This window comes from Rhodococcus sp. Z6_132 (assembly GCF_058133635.1).
The window spans coordinates 1,263,905-1,277,423 of record NZ_JBYUNP010000001.1 but is presented as its reverse complement, the minus strand read 5'-3'; the positions used below and the strand labels follow the sequence as shown (position 1 = coordinate 1,277,423).

Sequence of the window (13,519 nt, the reverse complement as noted above, 5' to 3'; positions counted from 1 at the left end):
TGCGGGGCCACCCAGGACGGTGCGCGCTAGCGCAGGTAGTCCAGCTGGGCCCGCACCGACCACTCCGCCGCCGGCCACAGCGTCTGGTCCACGTCGGCGTACACCAGCTCCACCACCTGCCGGGGCGTGGCGTCGGCGCCCAGCGTCTGCAGCGCGCCGCGCACCTGCTCGAGGCGCTCCTCGCGGTGGGCCAGGTAGTACTGCACCGCGGCACGGGCGTCGGGCAGGTCGGGCCCGTGCCCGGGCAGCACGGTGGCCCCCTCGGGCAGCTCGGCCAGCATCCGCAGCGACTCCAGGTACGGGCCCAGCGCACCGTCCGGCGGCGCGATCACCGTGGTGCCGCGGCCGAGCACCGTGTCCCCGGTGAGGACGCTGCCGCGCTCGCCGTCGCCGTCGAGCACCAGGCACACCGAGTCCGCAGTGTGGCCCGGAGTGGCCAGCACCCGCAGCTCCACACCCGCGGCGGCCACCACGTCCCCCTCCGCGAGCCCCTCCGAGCCCAGCCGCAGCGCGGGGTCCACCGCGCGCACCACGGAGCCGGTCAGCTCGGCGAACCGCTTGGCTCCCGCGGCGTGGTCGACGTGGCCGTGGGTGAGCACCGTGGCCACCACGTCACCGACCGCCGCCACCCGCCGCAAGTGCGCCTCGTCGTCCGGTCCGGGGTCCACCACCACGCACTGCTCGGAGCCGGGCGCGCGCAGCACCCAGGTGTTGGTGCCCTCCAGGGTCATCACCGAGGGGTTCTCGCAGAGCAGCACCGCCGCGCTGGGGGTCACCTGTCGCAGCTGCCCGTACGCCGGGTGCACCAGGCTCATGACGCGTCCTGGGCCGACTGGCGACCGAGGCCCACCGGGTAGTCGTCCCCGCCGGGAAACTCGATGCGCACCGCGGTGCCGTCCGACACCAGCCTGGGGGCCACCGGGTCCAGGTCGCGCTCCGCGCCGAGCACCCCGGCCACGTCGCCGCAGGCGTCGAGCTCCCGGAGCGTGGACCAGGTGGGAGGCAGCAGTCCCCGCCGGCCCTGCTGCCAGTCGGCGATGGCGTCCTGTGGCCGCTGCCAGCCGGCGTCGGAGGCCTCGGTGGTCACGCCGTCGGCGATCTGCCCCTGCGGCATGGCGGCCACGAAGAAGCGGGTGTCGTAGCGGCGGGTCTCCGCCTCGGGGGTGATCCAGTTGGACCAGGGACGCACCAGGTCGGCGCGCAGCACCAGCCCTTCGCGGGCGAGGAACTGCGCGAACGACAGCTCGCGGTTTACCAGCGCCTGCCGGGCCGGCCCGTAGCCGGAGGTGTCGGCGACGACGGTGTCGGCCGTGGGGCCGGCGAGCAGCACGCCGCACTCCTCGAAGGTCTCCCGGACGGCTGCACACACCAGGGCGGCTGCCGTGCTCTCCGGGCAGCGGAAGCGCTCGGCCCACCAGCTCGGCGGCGGTCCCACCCAGCCGAGGTCGGTCTCCGCGTCGCGCGCGTCCACACCACCACCGGGAAACACCGTCATCCCGCCGGCGAAGGCCATCGCGGTGGTGCGGTGCAGGAGGAAGACCTCCATGCCGGCATCGGTGTCGCGCACCAGCGCAATGGTGGAGGCGTCCCGCAGCGGGGTTGCCGGAGCAGCGTCTGGTGAGGTCACCTTCGTGATGCTACGTCCGGCGGTGTCGCCGTCGTCACAGCATCAGACGAGCACGGCGGCCGGCGCCAGCACCTCGACGACGAGCTCCACCTCGACGGGGGCGTTCATCGGCAGCTCGGCCACCCCCACGGCGGAGCGGGCGTGCTGGCCGGCCTCCTCGAAGACCTCGCCCAGCAGCTCCGAGGCACCGTTGACCACGCCGGGCTGGCCGGTGAAGCCCTCGGCGGAGGCGACGAAGCCGACGACCTTGACCACCCGCACCACGGAGTCGATGCCGACGAGGGCGTGCACGGCCGCCAGCGCGTTGAGGGCGCAGGCCCGGGCGAGCTCCTTGGCCTGCTCGGGGCTCACCGCGTCGCCGACCTTGCCGGTGCCGGCGAGGGCGCCGTCGACGAAGGGCAGCTGGCCGGAGGTGTAGACGAAGCTGCCCGAGCGCACCGCGGGCACGTAGGCGGCCACCGGCGCCGCGACCGGCGGGAGGGTGATGCCGAGGAAGGACAGCCGGGTGGACCAGTCAGCCATCGGGGTGCCCGCTCAGCCCTGGGAGGAGCGCGGGCGCTTGAGGTAGGCGACGTGCTGCTCGCCGGTGGGCCCGGGCAGCACCGCGACGAGCTCCCAGCCGTCGGCACCCCACTGGTCGAGAATCTGCTTGGTGGCGTGCGTGAGCAGCGGAACTGTGGCGTATTCCCAGGTGGTCATGCGCTCACTGTACGGCGCGCATAGAGTGCTGCGCGTGCCTGCAACCGACACGACTACTGCTGCGGCCGCCGAGACCCACTGGCCCGCCGCAGCCGCCCAGGCCCGCCTGCACGTGGTCTCCGGCAAGGGCGGAACCGGAAAGTCCACTGTGGCGGCCTCCCTCGCCCTGGCCCTCGCCGCGGGCGGGCGCAAGGTGCTGCTGGTGGAGGTGGAGGGGCGGCAGGGCATCGCGCAGATGTTCGACACGCCCCCGCTGCCCCACGAGGAGAAGCGGATCGCGGTGGCGGCCGACGGCGGCGAGGTGCGCGCACTGGCCATCGACGTCGAGACGGCTCTGCTGGAGTACCTCGACATGTTCTACAACCTCGGCTTCGCCGGCCGGGCGATGCGCCGGGTGGGTGCCATCGAGTTCGCCACCACCCTGGCGCCGGGCCTGCGCGACGTGCTGCTCACCGGCAAGATCAAGGAGTGCGTGGTGCGCACCGAGAAGAACGGGCGCCGCACCTACGACGCGGTGGTCGTCGACGCACCACCGACCGGCCGGGTGGTCAACTTCCTCGACGTCACCCGGGCCATGGCCGACCTGGCCAAGAGCGGTCCCATCCGCGCGCAGAGCGAGGGCGTCATCGAGCTGCTGCACTCCGACCAGACGGTGGTGCACCTGGTGACGCTGCTGGAGGAGCTGCCCGTGCAGGAGACCCTGGACGCGCTCGAGGAGCTGCGGGCGGCCGACCTGCGCACCGGTGCGGTGATCGTCAACCGCGCCAAGGCCCACGAGCTGCCCGAGGACGCCCTGCAGGCTGCGGCCGACGGAGCGGTGGACACCGAGGCCCTCCGCGCCGGGCTGGACGTCGCCGGCATCAAGCTCAGCGACGACGACATCGCGGGGCTGGTCACCCAGACCGTGCAGCACGCCCTGCGCGTGCGCACCGAGCAGGCCAGTCGAGCTCGGCTGGCCAAGGCAGGAGCCGAGATGGTGGAGCTGCCCGCGCTGGCCGACGGGGTGGATCTCGGTGCCCTGTACGAGCTCGCCGAGGTTCTCGCTGAGCAGGGTGTGCGATGAGCGCCAAGAAGGCCCCGGTGCCCACCAACGCCGCCGCCACCAACACCACGGCCATCGAGGCCACCGCCGCAGGGTCGGGGCTGCTGGACGTGGGCGCGCTGCTGTCCAACGAGAAGACGAAGGTCATCGTGGTGTGCGGTGCCGGCGGCGTCGGCAAGACCACCACCGCGGCCGCGCTGGCGCTGCGCGCTGCCGAGCAGGGCCGCCGCGCGGTGGTGCTGACCATCGACCCCGCGCGGCGGCTGGCTCAGGCCCTGGGTGTGGCCGAGCTGACCAACACCCCGCAGCGGGTGGACCTCACCGGCGACAAGGACGACGAGCCCGAGCACGGCGGTGAGCTGCACGCGATGATGCTGGACATGCGTCGCACGTTCGACGAGATGGTGCTGGAGAACGCCGAGCCCGGCCGGGCCGAGGCCATCCTGTCCAACCCCTTCTACCAGACCATCGCCACCTCGTTCTCCGGGACGCAGGAGTACATGGCCATGGAGAAGCTGGGCCAGCTGGCGGCCTCCGGGCAGTGGGACCTCATCGTGGTCGACACCCCACCCTCGCGCTCGGCGCTGGACTTCCTCGACGCCCCGCAGCGGCTGTCGGCGTTCCTGGACGGCCGGATGATCCGGCTGCTCTCCGCCCCTGCCCGCGCCGGCGGGTTGGGGCTGCGCAAGGTGGTGGGCGGCGCGGTGGGCCTGGCCGCCAAGGGGGTGTCCACCATCATCGGCGGACAGATGCTCAACGACGCCGCCGCCTTCGTGCAGGCCTTCGAGACGATGTTCGGCAGCTTCCGTGAGCGATCCAAGGCCACCTACGAGCTGCTGCGCCGTCCGGGTACCGCGTTCATGGTGATCTCCGCACCCGAGCCCGACGCCCTGCGCGAGGCCGCGTACTTCGTCGACCGGCTCTCCACCGAGAACATGCCGCTGGTGGGGCTGGTGCTCAACCGCACTCATCCCACCCTGGTGGAGCTCAGCCCCGCGCTGGCCGAGGAGGCCGCCGGCACGCTGGAGAAGACCGGGGACAACGCCCTGGCCGCCGGTGCGCTGCGGGTGCATGCCGACCAGGCGGTGACCGCCGAGCGGGAGGTGCACCTGCTCAGCCGGTTCACCCACGCCCACCCGAGGGTGCCGCTGATCGGCGTGCCCGCCCTGCCCTTCGAGGTGGCTGACCTGGACGCGCTGCGCGCGCTGGGCGACGAGCTCACCGGGGCCGGCTAGCCCAGCCCGGTACGGGCTGGGCTAGCCGACCTGGGCTAGCCGACCTGGGCGACCGGGTGGCCGGCCTCGACCCGCTCCAGGTGCTCGCGCCACGAGCGCACGTCCGGCCGAGCCTTGAGCAGGGCGCGGCGCTCTCGCTCGGTCAGTCCGCCCCACACGCCGAAGGGCACCTGGTGGTCGAGGGCGTCGGCCAGGCACTCCAGCTGCACCGGGCAGGGCCGGCAGATCGCCTTGGCCGCCCGTTGCTCGGCGCCCTGCACGAACAGCTCCTCCGGGTCGACCCCGGTGCACGCCGCCTGGGCCGTCCACGCCGCGCGCTCGTCGCCGGCCAACGGTTGCTCTGGTCTCCGCACAGCTGATCCCCCCTCGTCAACTACCTGTGTCGATCTGCGCCCGCCGCTCCCCTGCGGCACCCAGGCGTGTGTGACGCATCGCTAACCACCTGGGTTCCACAGTGTCGCAGTGACGCTCGCCATTCGGTAGTCCCCTGAGGGTGAGATCCCTGCTTTGCCAGGGTCCTTGCGTACCCTGTGCCTGTGGCTCCAGCTAATCCCTTTGTCAGGCTCGCCGGCTGCTGTCTCATCGCGGGGGTCCTGCTCGCAGGTCTGCTCTTCCCTGCCGTGGGCGGCGCGGGCCTGCTCTCGAACAAGATGAGTGACACCGTCGACAGCGTCTCCACCGAGCTAGCCCAAGGTGAGGCGCCCCAGACGACCACGATGCTCGACAACCAGGGCAACCCCATCGCCTACCTCTACGACCCGGCCGGCCGGCGCACCGTGGTCGAGGCGGACCAGATCTCCGACGCGATGAAACTGGCCATCGTGTCCGTCGAGGACCGGCGCTTCTTCGACCACCAGGGCGTGGACTGGCGGGGAACCTTCCGCGCCTTCCTCACCAACACCTCCTCGGGCGAGACCCAGCAGGGCGCCTCGACGCTCACCCAGCAGTACGTGAAGAACTACATGCTGCTGGTAGTGGCCCAGAACGACGCCGAGCGCCAGGAGGCCACCGAGGCGACCTCGGCACGCAAGCTCAAGGAGATCCGCATCGCCCTGGCCCTGGACAAGGAGCTGGGCAAGGAGGAGATCCTCACCCGGTACCTGAACCTGGTGCCCTTCGGCTCCGGGGCCTACGGCATCCAGTCGGCGGCACAGACCTACTTCGGCGTGGACGCCAAGGACCTCAAGGTCCCGCAGGCCGCCATGCTCGCCGGGATGGTGCAGCGCAGCTCGGTCACCCCCTACACCAACCCCGAGGCCGTGCTGGCTCGCCGCAACGTCGTGCTGGACACCATGCAGACCAACGGCGTGCTCAACGCCCAGGACACCGCTGCCGCCAAGGCATCCCCGCTGGGGGTGCTGCCCAAGCCCAACAGCACCAACAACGGGTGCATGGGCGTGGGCGACTCGGCCAGCAACGGGTTCTTCTGCAAGTACGTGGTGGACTACCTCGCCGACGCCGGCATCAGCCCGGACCAGGTGAACAAGGGCGGCTACACCATCAAGACCACGCTCGACCCGGTGGTGCAGGCCTCGGCCAAGGCGGCGGTGAACAAGTTCGCCCCGGCCGACCTGCCCAAGATCTCCAGCGTCATGAACATCATCCAGCCGGGCCAGACCGACCACAAGGTGCTGGCGATGGCCAGCAGCCGTACCTACGGCCTGGACTCCGCCCGGAAGGAGACCTCCTTCCCGCAGACGCACACGCTGGAGAGCGACGGCGCGGGATCGATCTTCAAGGTGTTCACCACGGCTGCCGCGATGGAGCAGGGCATGGGCATCAACACCGTGCTCGACTCCCCGCAGACCGTGCGGGTCAGCGGGGTGGGCGTGGGTGGCTGCGAGGACGGCAGCAAGGACTACTGCGTCAAGAACTACAACGAGTCCTACAAGCTGAAGTACACGGTGACCGACGCCCTGGCCTTCTCCCCCAACACCGCCTTCGTCAAGCTGATCGCCGCCACCGGCGTCGCCCCGACGGTGGACATGGCGGTGAAGCTGGGCCTGCGCTCCTACGCCACCACCCCCGCCAGCCCGGCCACCCCGAACATCTCCATCGCGGAGAAGCTGAAGGCGGAGGGCTCCGCGTCCTTCACCCTGGGCCCGGTGCAGGTGAACCCGCTGGAGATGGCCAACGTGGCGGCCACCATCGCCTCCGGCGGGGTGTGGTGCCCGCCCAACCCGATCGACTCGATCACCGACTCCAAGGGGCAGCCGGTCAAGGTCAGCTCCCCCGCCTGCGAGCAGGTGGTCGAGCCCGGCCTGGCGCACGCCCTGGCCAACGCGATGAGCAAGGACGACACCATCGGCACCGCGGCGGGTGCGGCCAAGACCGTCGGCTGGGACCTGCCGATGTCAGCCAAGACCGGCACCACCGACCGCGAGTACTCCTCAGCGTTCCTCGGCTTCACCAACACCCTGGCCGGGGCCAACCTGGTGTTCGACGACTCCGGCAACCCGGGCGGCATCTGCCACGACCCGCTGCGCAGCTGCGTCAAGCCCGACCTCACCGGTGGTCAGGAACCCGCGCGCACCTGGTTCGCGGCGATGAAGCCGATCGCCCTCAACTACGGGCCCGTGGTGCTGCCCCCGGTGGACGAGAAGTACCTGAACGGCAGCGGCAAGGGCGCCGTGCCCAGCGTCAAGGGCCTGACCGTCGGCGACGCGTCCAAGCGGCTCACCGATCTTGGCTTCAAGGTGGCCCAGACCGATCAGCCCAACGGCTCCACCAAGGGCACCGTGGTGGACCAGAGCGTCACCGGCACCGCCCAGCCCGGCTCGACGGTCACCCTGTCGGTGAGCACCGGGCAGGCCCCCTCCGGCCGGTCGACGTCGCCGGCACCCGGGTCGGCCCCCGGGTCGGCGTCGTCGTCCCCGGGTGGCTCGAGCGGCTCGGGTGGGTCTGCTCCCCAGCAGACCATCCAGGTTCCGGTGCCGGGAGTGCCGCCGATCGTGCTGCCGCCCGGCGTGGTCATCCCGGGCATCCCGCCCGGCTAGGCCGTCCCCGAACGCCACGCGAGGCGCGTCCCCACTGGGGACGCGCCTCGCGTCGTCTCTGCCCTCGACGGTTTTCGGGTCCCGGCGGAGGTCCGCCGGTCGCGTCTCAGCCCGCCAGCGCCGCCCGCACCGCGGCGGAGAGCCGCTTGCCGTCGGCCCGGCCCGCGGCCAGCGCGCCGGCCTCCTTCATGACCTGCCCCATCTGGCGCTGACCGGGCTGCTCTCCGGTGGTCTCCGCCACCGCTGCCACCGCGCGCGCCACCACGTCGTCCACCTCGGCGTCGCTGAGCTGGGTGGGCAGGTAGGCGTCGATCACCTGCGCCTCGGCGCGCTCCTTGTCCGCCAGCTCGCCTCGCCCGGCCCCGTCGAACGCCTCGGCCGACTCGCCGCGCTTCTTGGACTCCCGCGCCAGCACCCGCAGCACGTCCTCGTCCGTGAGCTCGCGGGCCTGCTTGCCCGACACCTCCTCGTACTGCAGCGCCGAGAGCACCATTCGCAGCGTGGACACGGTGAGCGCGTCCTTGGCCTTCATCGCCGTCGTGAGGTCTGCCTTGATGCGTTGCTTCAGCTCTGCCATGTGCTCTGACGTTACGCGGCAAAGGGGGCGTCGTACCCTAAAGGTGTGTCCCCCAGCTCCCGCACCCCGCTAGTCGCCCTGGCCGCCGCAGGAACCGTCGCCGCAGGCGTCGGCTACGCCGCGGGCATCGAGCGCAACGCCTTCGCGCTGCGCGAGGTCACCCTGCCCGTGCTGGACCCGGGGTCGCCGACCCTGCGGGTGCTGCACCTGTCCGACCTGCACATGATGCCCAACCAGCGCCGCAAGCAGGCGTGGGTGCGCGCCCTCGACGAGCTCAACCCCGACCTGGTGGTCAACACCGGCGACAACCTCGCCCACCCCAGCGCGGTGCCCGCCGTGGTGCAGGCCCTCGGACCGCTGCTCGACCGGCCCGGCCTGTTCGTCTTCGGCAGCAACGACTACTTCGGGCCGCAGCCGAAGAACCCGTTCAAGTACTTCCGCACCAACCACAAGCGGGTGCACGGTGTCGCGCTGCCCTGGCAGGACCTGCGGGCGGCGTTCACCGAGCGCGGTTGGCTGGACCTCACCCACGTGCGCCGCGAGCTCGAGGTGGCCGGGGTGCGCGTCGCCGCCGCCGGGGTGGACGACCCGCACATCGAGCGCGACCGGTACGCCACCATCGCCGGCCGGGCCCCCACCGAGGTGGAGCTGCGGCTGGGCCTGACGCACTCCCCCGAGCCCCGCGTGCTGGATGCCTTCGCCACCGACGGGTACGACCTGGTGCTGGCCGGGCACACCCACGGCGGGCAGCTGTGCGTCCCCTTCCACGGTGCCCTTGTCACCAACTGCGAGCTGGACAGCAGCCGGGCCAAGGGGGCCTCGCACTGGGGGGCGCACACCTGGCTGCACGTCTCCGCCGGGCTGGGCACCTCGCCCTACGCGCCGGTGCGCTTCGCGTGCCGCCCCGAGGCGAGCCTGCTCACCCTGGTTCCCGCTTCGCGAGGTGGAGCTGCGCATGCGGGGCAGAGCGCTATTGACGATCTACACTTCAACGGTGACTCCTCAGCAGCGCCCCACGAAGGTGCGGCGCCGTAGGGCGCCGGAAGACGCGCGCAAGGAGATCTTGGCGGGCGCCGAGGAGTTTCTTCGCGACAACCCCTGGCACGACCTGACTATCGACCGGGTGATGGCGTGCACCACGCTGTCCCGCCCCTCGTTCTACGTGCACTTCACCGACCGGCTCGACCTGCTGGCCCAGCTGGGTGCGGCGGTGACGGTGACCCTGGCCGAGCGCAGCGACCGCGCGCAGTGGCTGGCCGGGGAGGGCAGCCCCGCCACCATCTCCCGCCAGGCCATCGAGGGGCTGGTCGCGCTGTACCGCGAGCACGGCACGCTGATCAACGCGCTGGTGGAGGCCTCCTACCACGAGACCGCCATCAAGGAGGGCCGCACGGAGGTGGAGGATCGCTTCGCTGCAGCCACCGCCGGGCGCATCCGCGAGGAGATCGCCGCCGGCCGTGCCCCGGAGTGCAACGCCGACCTGGTCGCCCAGGCCCTGACGCTGCTCACCGAGTCGACCCTGATCCGCTGGTACGGCGTGGCCCACCCCACGGTGGCCCCCGAGGACGCGGCGGACGCCCTGCTGCGCATCTGGGTCGGGGCGATCTACGGCACCACGCTCGAGGAGATCGAGCGGCGCTGGCCGGAAGAGCCGGCCGCCACGTCGTAGGGCGGACCGTCTAGGGGGTACCCGGTCAACGACGCCAGGAACATCCGCTAGACTTGGCGAGCCGCACCGGGGTGTGGCGCAGCTTGGTAGCGCGCTTCGTTCGGGACGAAGAGGGCGCAGGTTCAAATCCTGTCACCCCGACCAGTGCAGTACGCAGAGGCCCTAGCCGGTTCGCCGGCCAGGGCCTCTGCTGTTTCTGCTGGCTACAGGCCCAGGGCGGAGCAGCCGGGGCTGGCCCGCAGCGCCGAGAGCATCGCCGGGCTGCTGCCCGAGCGCAGTGACGCCACCCCAGAGCTCGCGGTGGTCTGCACCTGCTGCCGGGCCTGCTGCGCCAGGCTGACCAGGGCCAGCGGGTTGTTGGGGTCGACCGCACGAGCCTGGCCGAGGTACGTCTGGGCGGATCCGACGCCCGCTCGCAGGGCCTGGGCGAAGCCGGCGATGCCCGCGGCGGACTGGGCGTCCGGGGCGGGGCCGAGCGAGCTCACCGCGCTGAGCGAGGCGTTGCCCTGGGCGACAGCCTCGCCCAGGATGCGCACCGCGAGGTCCTTGGCCTGCTGTCCGTTGGTGATCCCGGAGAGGTCGGGATTCTGGTAGCGCTCCTTCAGCGAGTACAGCGGGGTGACCGCGCCGCACACCTGGTTGGCGTAGGCACTGACGGCCTGACCACTGGCCGGGGGAGCGGCCGGGGCTGCGGGACTGCCGGTGCCGGCGCTCCCGGCTCCACCCGGCCCGGTGCCACCCGGGCCCGGAGCTGCGCCCGGTGCTGCCGTGCCGGTGGACCCACCGGTCGCCGGGGCGCCGGGGGTGGCCTCGCCGGCCGCGGTGGGCGTGGGCACGCCCGCCGTGGTGCTGCTGGCGTCCGGGCTGGGTACGGCGGTCGCCGTCGCAGCGTCCTGGGTGGTGGCGGGCAGGGCGCTGGTGGGGCCCTCCCCGTCCAGCGAGCTGGTGTCGGACCCGCAGCCGGCCAGCACGGCCGCGGCCAGCACCCCGGAGGCCAGGACGACGGTGCCACGGAGAACGGTTCTCTGACTCATGAGCCACATCATGCCTGGTCCACCCACCGTCCCCGGTGAGCCAGCCCACAGCCGACGGCGACCGATGAGTTTGCCGGTCAGCCGCGGTCAGAAGGGCAGGAGGACACGACAACACGGAGGGACCACCCATGCGCGCCCTGATCAGCACCGCCTTCCTCTCGCTCGACGGCGTCATGGAAGCCCCGGGCGGCGAACCCGGCTACCGCAACGCCGGGTGGAGCTTCAAGGACGTGGAGTTCCTCCCCGAGGCGTACGAGATCAAGGGCCGGGAGCAGGAGGAAGCCACTGCGATGCTGCTGGGCCGGACCAGCTACGAGGCGTTCAGTCCGGTGTGGCCCGACATGGAGGACTTCGCTGACTACAACGTGATGCCGAAGTACGTCGTCTCCACCACGCTGACCGAGGACCAGCTGGCGTCAGGCTGGGGCGAGACCACGATCCTGCGCTCGCCCGAGGAGGTCGCCGCGCTGAAGGAGACCGAGGGCGGCCCGATCATCGTCCACGGCAGCGCGTCGCTGAACCACGCTCTCTCCGACGCCGGGCTGGTGGATCGATACCACCTGCTCGTCTTCCCGCTCCTGCTCGGAGCCGGCAAGCGGCTCTTCAGCGCGGCGGACAAGGACACCCAGAGGCTGGCGCTCGTCGAGCACGAGGTCTACGCCAACGGTGTGCAGAAGAACGTCTGGGACGTCCTCCGCTGACCGGCTCCCGCACTGCGCGGGGATGGGGTGCATCGCGGCTGGCATCATCGCGGGGGTGACGACCCAGCATCCCGCAGCACCCGTGCCCGAGACCCTGTTCGACGACCCCGCGGCCGAGGCACGCTGGCGGGCCCGGTTCACCGCCCCGCGGATCAGCCTGCCGGACTGGGCGCTGCACGCTCCCGACCGCAACGTGTTCTCCTCCAACGCCTCCGGGACCTGGGAGATCTACACCTGGGACCGGCTCACCGACCTGCGTCGCCAGGTCACCGACCGCCCCTCGGGCACGCACGGAGCGACCATCAGCCCGGACGGCGCCCACGTGTGGTGGTTCGACGACACCGACGGCGACGAGTTCGGGCACTGGGTGGCGGAGCCCTTCGCCGGCCGACCCACCGACTGGACCCCGCAGCAAGCGGTCGCGGGCACCACCGCCGGGTACCCGGCGGGACTGGAGCTGGGCAGCAAGATCACCGCCATCGCCGCCTCGACCGACGAGGGCACCACCATCTGGGCCACCGCGGACCGCACCCGCGCGGCAGCCACCCAGGTGGTCTACGCCCATGCCCAGGACGCGGGCACCGGCGCGCTCTCGCGCGACGAGACGCTGCTGGCCATCCACCACTCCGAGCACGGCGACTCCCGCCACCCCGCGCTGCGGGTGTTCCGGCTGGCCGCCGACGGCTCGGTGACCGAGACGGTGGCCGAGCTGCACGACGGCGAGGGCAAGGGCCTGGACGCGCTCGCCTTCGCCCCGGTGGAGGGCGACACCCGGCTGCTGGTCAACCACGAGCGCCGGGGCCGCGACGAGCTCGTGATCTGGGACGTGGCCACCGGCGAGCAGACCGAGCTGGCCATCGACCTGCCGGGCGACCTCAGCGGCGACTTCTACCTCGACGCCACCGCCCTGGTGGTGGTGCACACCCACGCCGGCCGCTCCACCCTGCACCGCTACGACCTCATCACCGGTGCGCTGTCGGACCTGGACACCCCGCCCGGCAGCATCGGCGGCGCCGACGCCCGTCCGGACGCCTCGGTGGAGTACTCCTGGTCCAGCGCCGAGCAGCCGTCCATGGTGCGGGTGCGCTACGCCGACGGCACCGACGCCGTGCTGCTCACCCCGCCCGACGCCGACCCCGCGCCCGCCTCGCAGCCGCTGGAGGACGCCTGGGTGGGGGACGTGCACGCCCTGGTGGCCCGCCCGGCCGGGGCCGACGGCCCGCTGCCCACCGTGTTCAGCCTGCACGGCGGGCCGCACGCTGCTGACGAGGACCGCTACTCCGCGATGCGGGCCACCTGGCTGGACGCCGGGTTCGCGGTGGTGCACGTGAACTACCGCGGCTCCACCGGCTACGGCAGCGCCTGGCGCGACGCCATCGAGGGACGTCCCGGCCTCACCGAGCTGGCCGACGTCGCGGCCGTGCAGGACTGGGCGGTGGCCTCCGGGCTGGCCGACCCGGACCGGTGCGTGGTGGAGGGCTGGTCGTGGGGCGGCTACCTGAGCCTGCTGGCCGCGGGCACCCAGCCCGACCGGTGGGCGGCAGTCATCGCGGGCGTGCCGGTGGCCGACTACCTGGCGGCCTTCGCCGACGAGATGGAGCCGCTGCGCGCCTACGACCGCGCACTGTTCGGCGGCTCCCCCGAGGAGCTGCCCGAGCTCTACGCCGAGTGCTCCCCGCTGACCTACGTCGACGCGGTGCGCGCCCCGGTGCTGATCCTGGCCGGCGAGAACGACCCGCGCTGCCCCATCCGCCAGGTGGACAACTACCTGGACGGCCTGGCTGCCGGCGGCAAGCGCTACGAGATGGTCCGCTACGACGCCGGGCACGGGTCGCTGGTGGTGGCCGAGCTGGTGCAGCACGTGGCCACCGAGGTGGACTTCGCCCGGCGGGTGCTCGGCCTCGGCTGACTCGGCTCACACCTGTCGGCGGCCTCCGCG

At 72.3% G+C, this 13,519-nt stretch carries 14 protein-coding genes and 1 tRNA gene; 8 read left to right on the top strand and 7 right to left on the bottom strand.

Going from position 1 to position 13,519, the window contains the following annotated elements; translation table 11 throughout:
• Positions 1-26: 26 nt before the first annotated feature.
• From AC3YO9_RS05935 to sp36, 4 genes are read right to left on the bottom strand one after another with little or no spacing between them, the layout of a single operon-like run.
• On the bottom strand, positions 27-815 hold the full coding sequence (locus tag AC3YO9_RS05935; protein WP_489982451.1) for an MBL fold metallo-hydrolase: 789 nt from the start codon (positions 813-815) through the stop codon (positions 27-29).
• Positions 812-1,627, bottom strand: coding sequence for an NUDIX hydrolase (locus tag AC3YO9_RS05930; protein WP_489982450.1), 816 nt, complete (start codon positions 1,625-1,627; stop codon positions 812-814). Before AC3YO9_RS05930 ends, AC3YO9_RS05935 begins: the two co-directional genes overlap by 4 nt.
• Before the next feature lie 42 nt (positions 1,628-1,669).
• Positions 1,670-2,149: a RidA family protein gene (locus tag AC3YO9_RS05925; RefSeq protein WP_489982449.1), complete on the bottom strand. Its 480-nt coding sequence runs from the start codon at positions 2,147-2,149 to the stop codon at positions 1,670-1,672.
• Positions 2,150-2,161: 12 nt separating this feature from the next.
• Positions 2,162-2,326: a Sp36 family protein gene (gene sp36, locus AC3YO9_RS05920; protein ID WP_127781787.1), complete on the bottom strand. Its 165-nt coding sequence runs from the start codon at positions 2,324-2,326 to the stop codon at positions 2,162-2,164.
• Between sp36 and bagA the strand changes: the two genes are divergently transcribed.
• Both bagA and bagB read left to right on the top strand, forming a co-directional pair.
• Entirely contained in the window at positions 2,325-3,389 is a 1,065-nt protein-coding gene (gene bagA, locus AC3YO9_RS05915) for an ATPase BagA (RefSeq protein ID WP_489982448.1), read from the top strand. The two genes, sp36 and bagA, sit on opposite strands and share 2 nt — an antisense overlap.
• The gene (gene bagB / locus AC3YO9_RS05910; protein WP_489982447.1) at positions 3,386-4,603 is read left to right on the top strand and encodes an ATPase BagB; all 1,218 of its coding nucleotides are present in this window, start codon (positions 3,386-3,388) and stop codon (positions 4,601-4,603) included. The genes bagA and bagB overlap by 4 nt, the downstream gene beginning before the upstream one ends.
• Positions 4,604-4,638: 35 nt before the next feature.
• Here bagB and AC3YO9_RS05905 read toward each other — a convergent pair whose 3' ends face one another.
• Positions 4,639-4,956, bottom strand: a complete 318-nt coding sequence (locus AC3YO9_RS05905) for a WhiB family transcriptional regulator (protein WP_346773859.1) — start codon at positions 4,954-4,956, stop codon at positions 4,639-4,641.
• Positions 4,957-5,253: 297 nt separating this feature from the next.
• On the opposite strand from AC3YO9_RS05905, the gene AC3YO9_RS05900 reads away from it, so the two are divergent.
• Positions 5,254-7,599, top strand: coding sequence for a penicillin-binding protein (locus AC3YO9_RS05900; RefSeq protein WP_127781784.1), 2,346 nt, complete (start codon positions 5,254-5,256; stop codon positions 7,597-7,599).
• Positions 7,600-7,705: 106 nt separating this feature from the next.
• On the opposite strand, the gene AC3YO9_RS05895 is transcribed toward AC3YO9_RS05900, so the two are convergent.
• Entirely contained in the window at positions 7,706-8,176 is a 471-nt protein-coding gene (locus AC3YO9_RS05895) for a GatB/YqeY domain-containing protein (RefSeq protein ID WP_127781783.1), read from the bottom strand.
• 45 nt (positions 8,177-8,221) lie between these two features.
• Between AC3YO9_RS05895 and AC3YO9_RS05890 the strand changes: the two genes are divergently transcribed.
• The 3 genes from AC3YO9_RS05890 (at position 8,222) to AC3YO9_RS05880 (ending at position 9,989) form a co-directional block, all read left to right on the top strand.
• On the top strand, positions 8,222-9,211 hold the full coding sequence (locus AC3YO9_RS05890) for a metallophosphoesterase (RefSeq protein WP_127781782.1): 990 nt from the start codon (positions 8,222-8,224) through the stop codon (positions 9,209-9,211).
• The gene (locus AC3YO9_RS05885; RefSeq protein ID WP_489982446.1) at positions 9,171-9,845 is read left to right on the top strand and encodes a TetR/AcrR family transcriptional regulator; all 675 of its coding nucleotides are present in this window, start codon (positions 9,171-9,173) and stop codon (positions 9,843-9,845) included. The genes AC3YO9_RS05890 and AC3YO9_RS05885 overlap by 41 nt, the downstream gene beginning before the upstream one ends.
• 67 nt (positions 9,846-9,912) lie before the next feature.
• Positions 9,913-9,989: transfer RNA gene (locus AC3YO9_RS05880), tRNA-Pro, on the top strand.
• Between the two features lie 59 nt (positions 9,990-10,048).
• Here the strand turns inward: AC3YO9_RS05880 and AC3YO9_RS05875 are convergent.
• A complete protein-coding gene (locus tag AC3YO9_RS05875) occupies positions 10,049-10,879 on the bottom strand; it encodes a hypothetical protein (protein ID WP_489982445.1) in 831 nt (276 codons plus the stop codon).
• Between the two features lie 128 nt (positions 10,880-11,007).
• Here AC3YO9_RS05875 and AC3YO9_RS05870 point away from each other — a divergent pair, with 128 nt between their 5' ends.
• Together AC3YO9_RS05870 and AC3YO9_RS05865 are read left to right on the top strand one after the other, a co-directional pair.
• Complete coding sequence (locus AC3YO9_RS05870) at positions 11,008-11,580, top strand: dihydrofolate reductase family protein (RefSeq protein WP_489982444.1); 573 nt, start codon at positions 11,008-11,010, stop codon at positions 11,578-11,580.
• A gap of 55 nt (positions 11,581-11,635) precedes the next feature.
• On the top strand, positions 11,636-13,489 hold the full coding sequence (locus AC3YO9_RS05865) for an alpha/beta hydrolase family protein (protein WP_489982443.1): 1,854 nt from the start codon (positions 11,636-11,638) through the stop codon (positions 13,487-13,489).
• Positions 13,490-13,519: the final 30 nt, after the last annotated feature.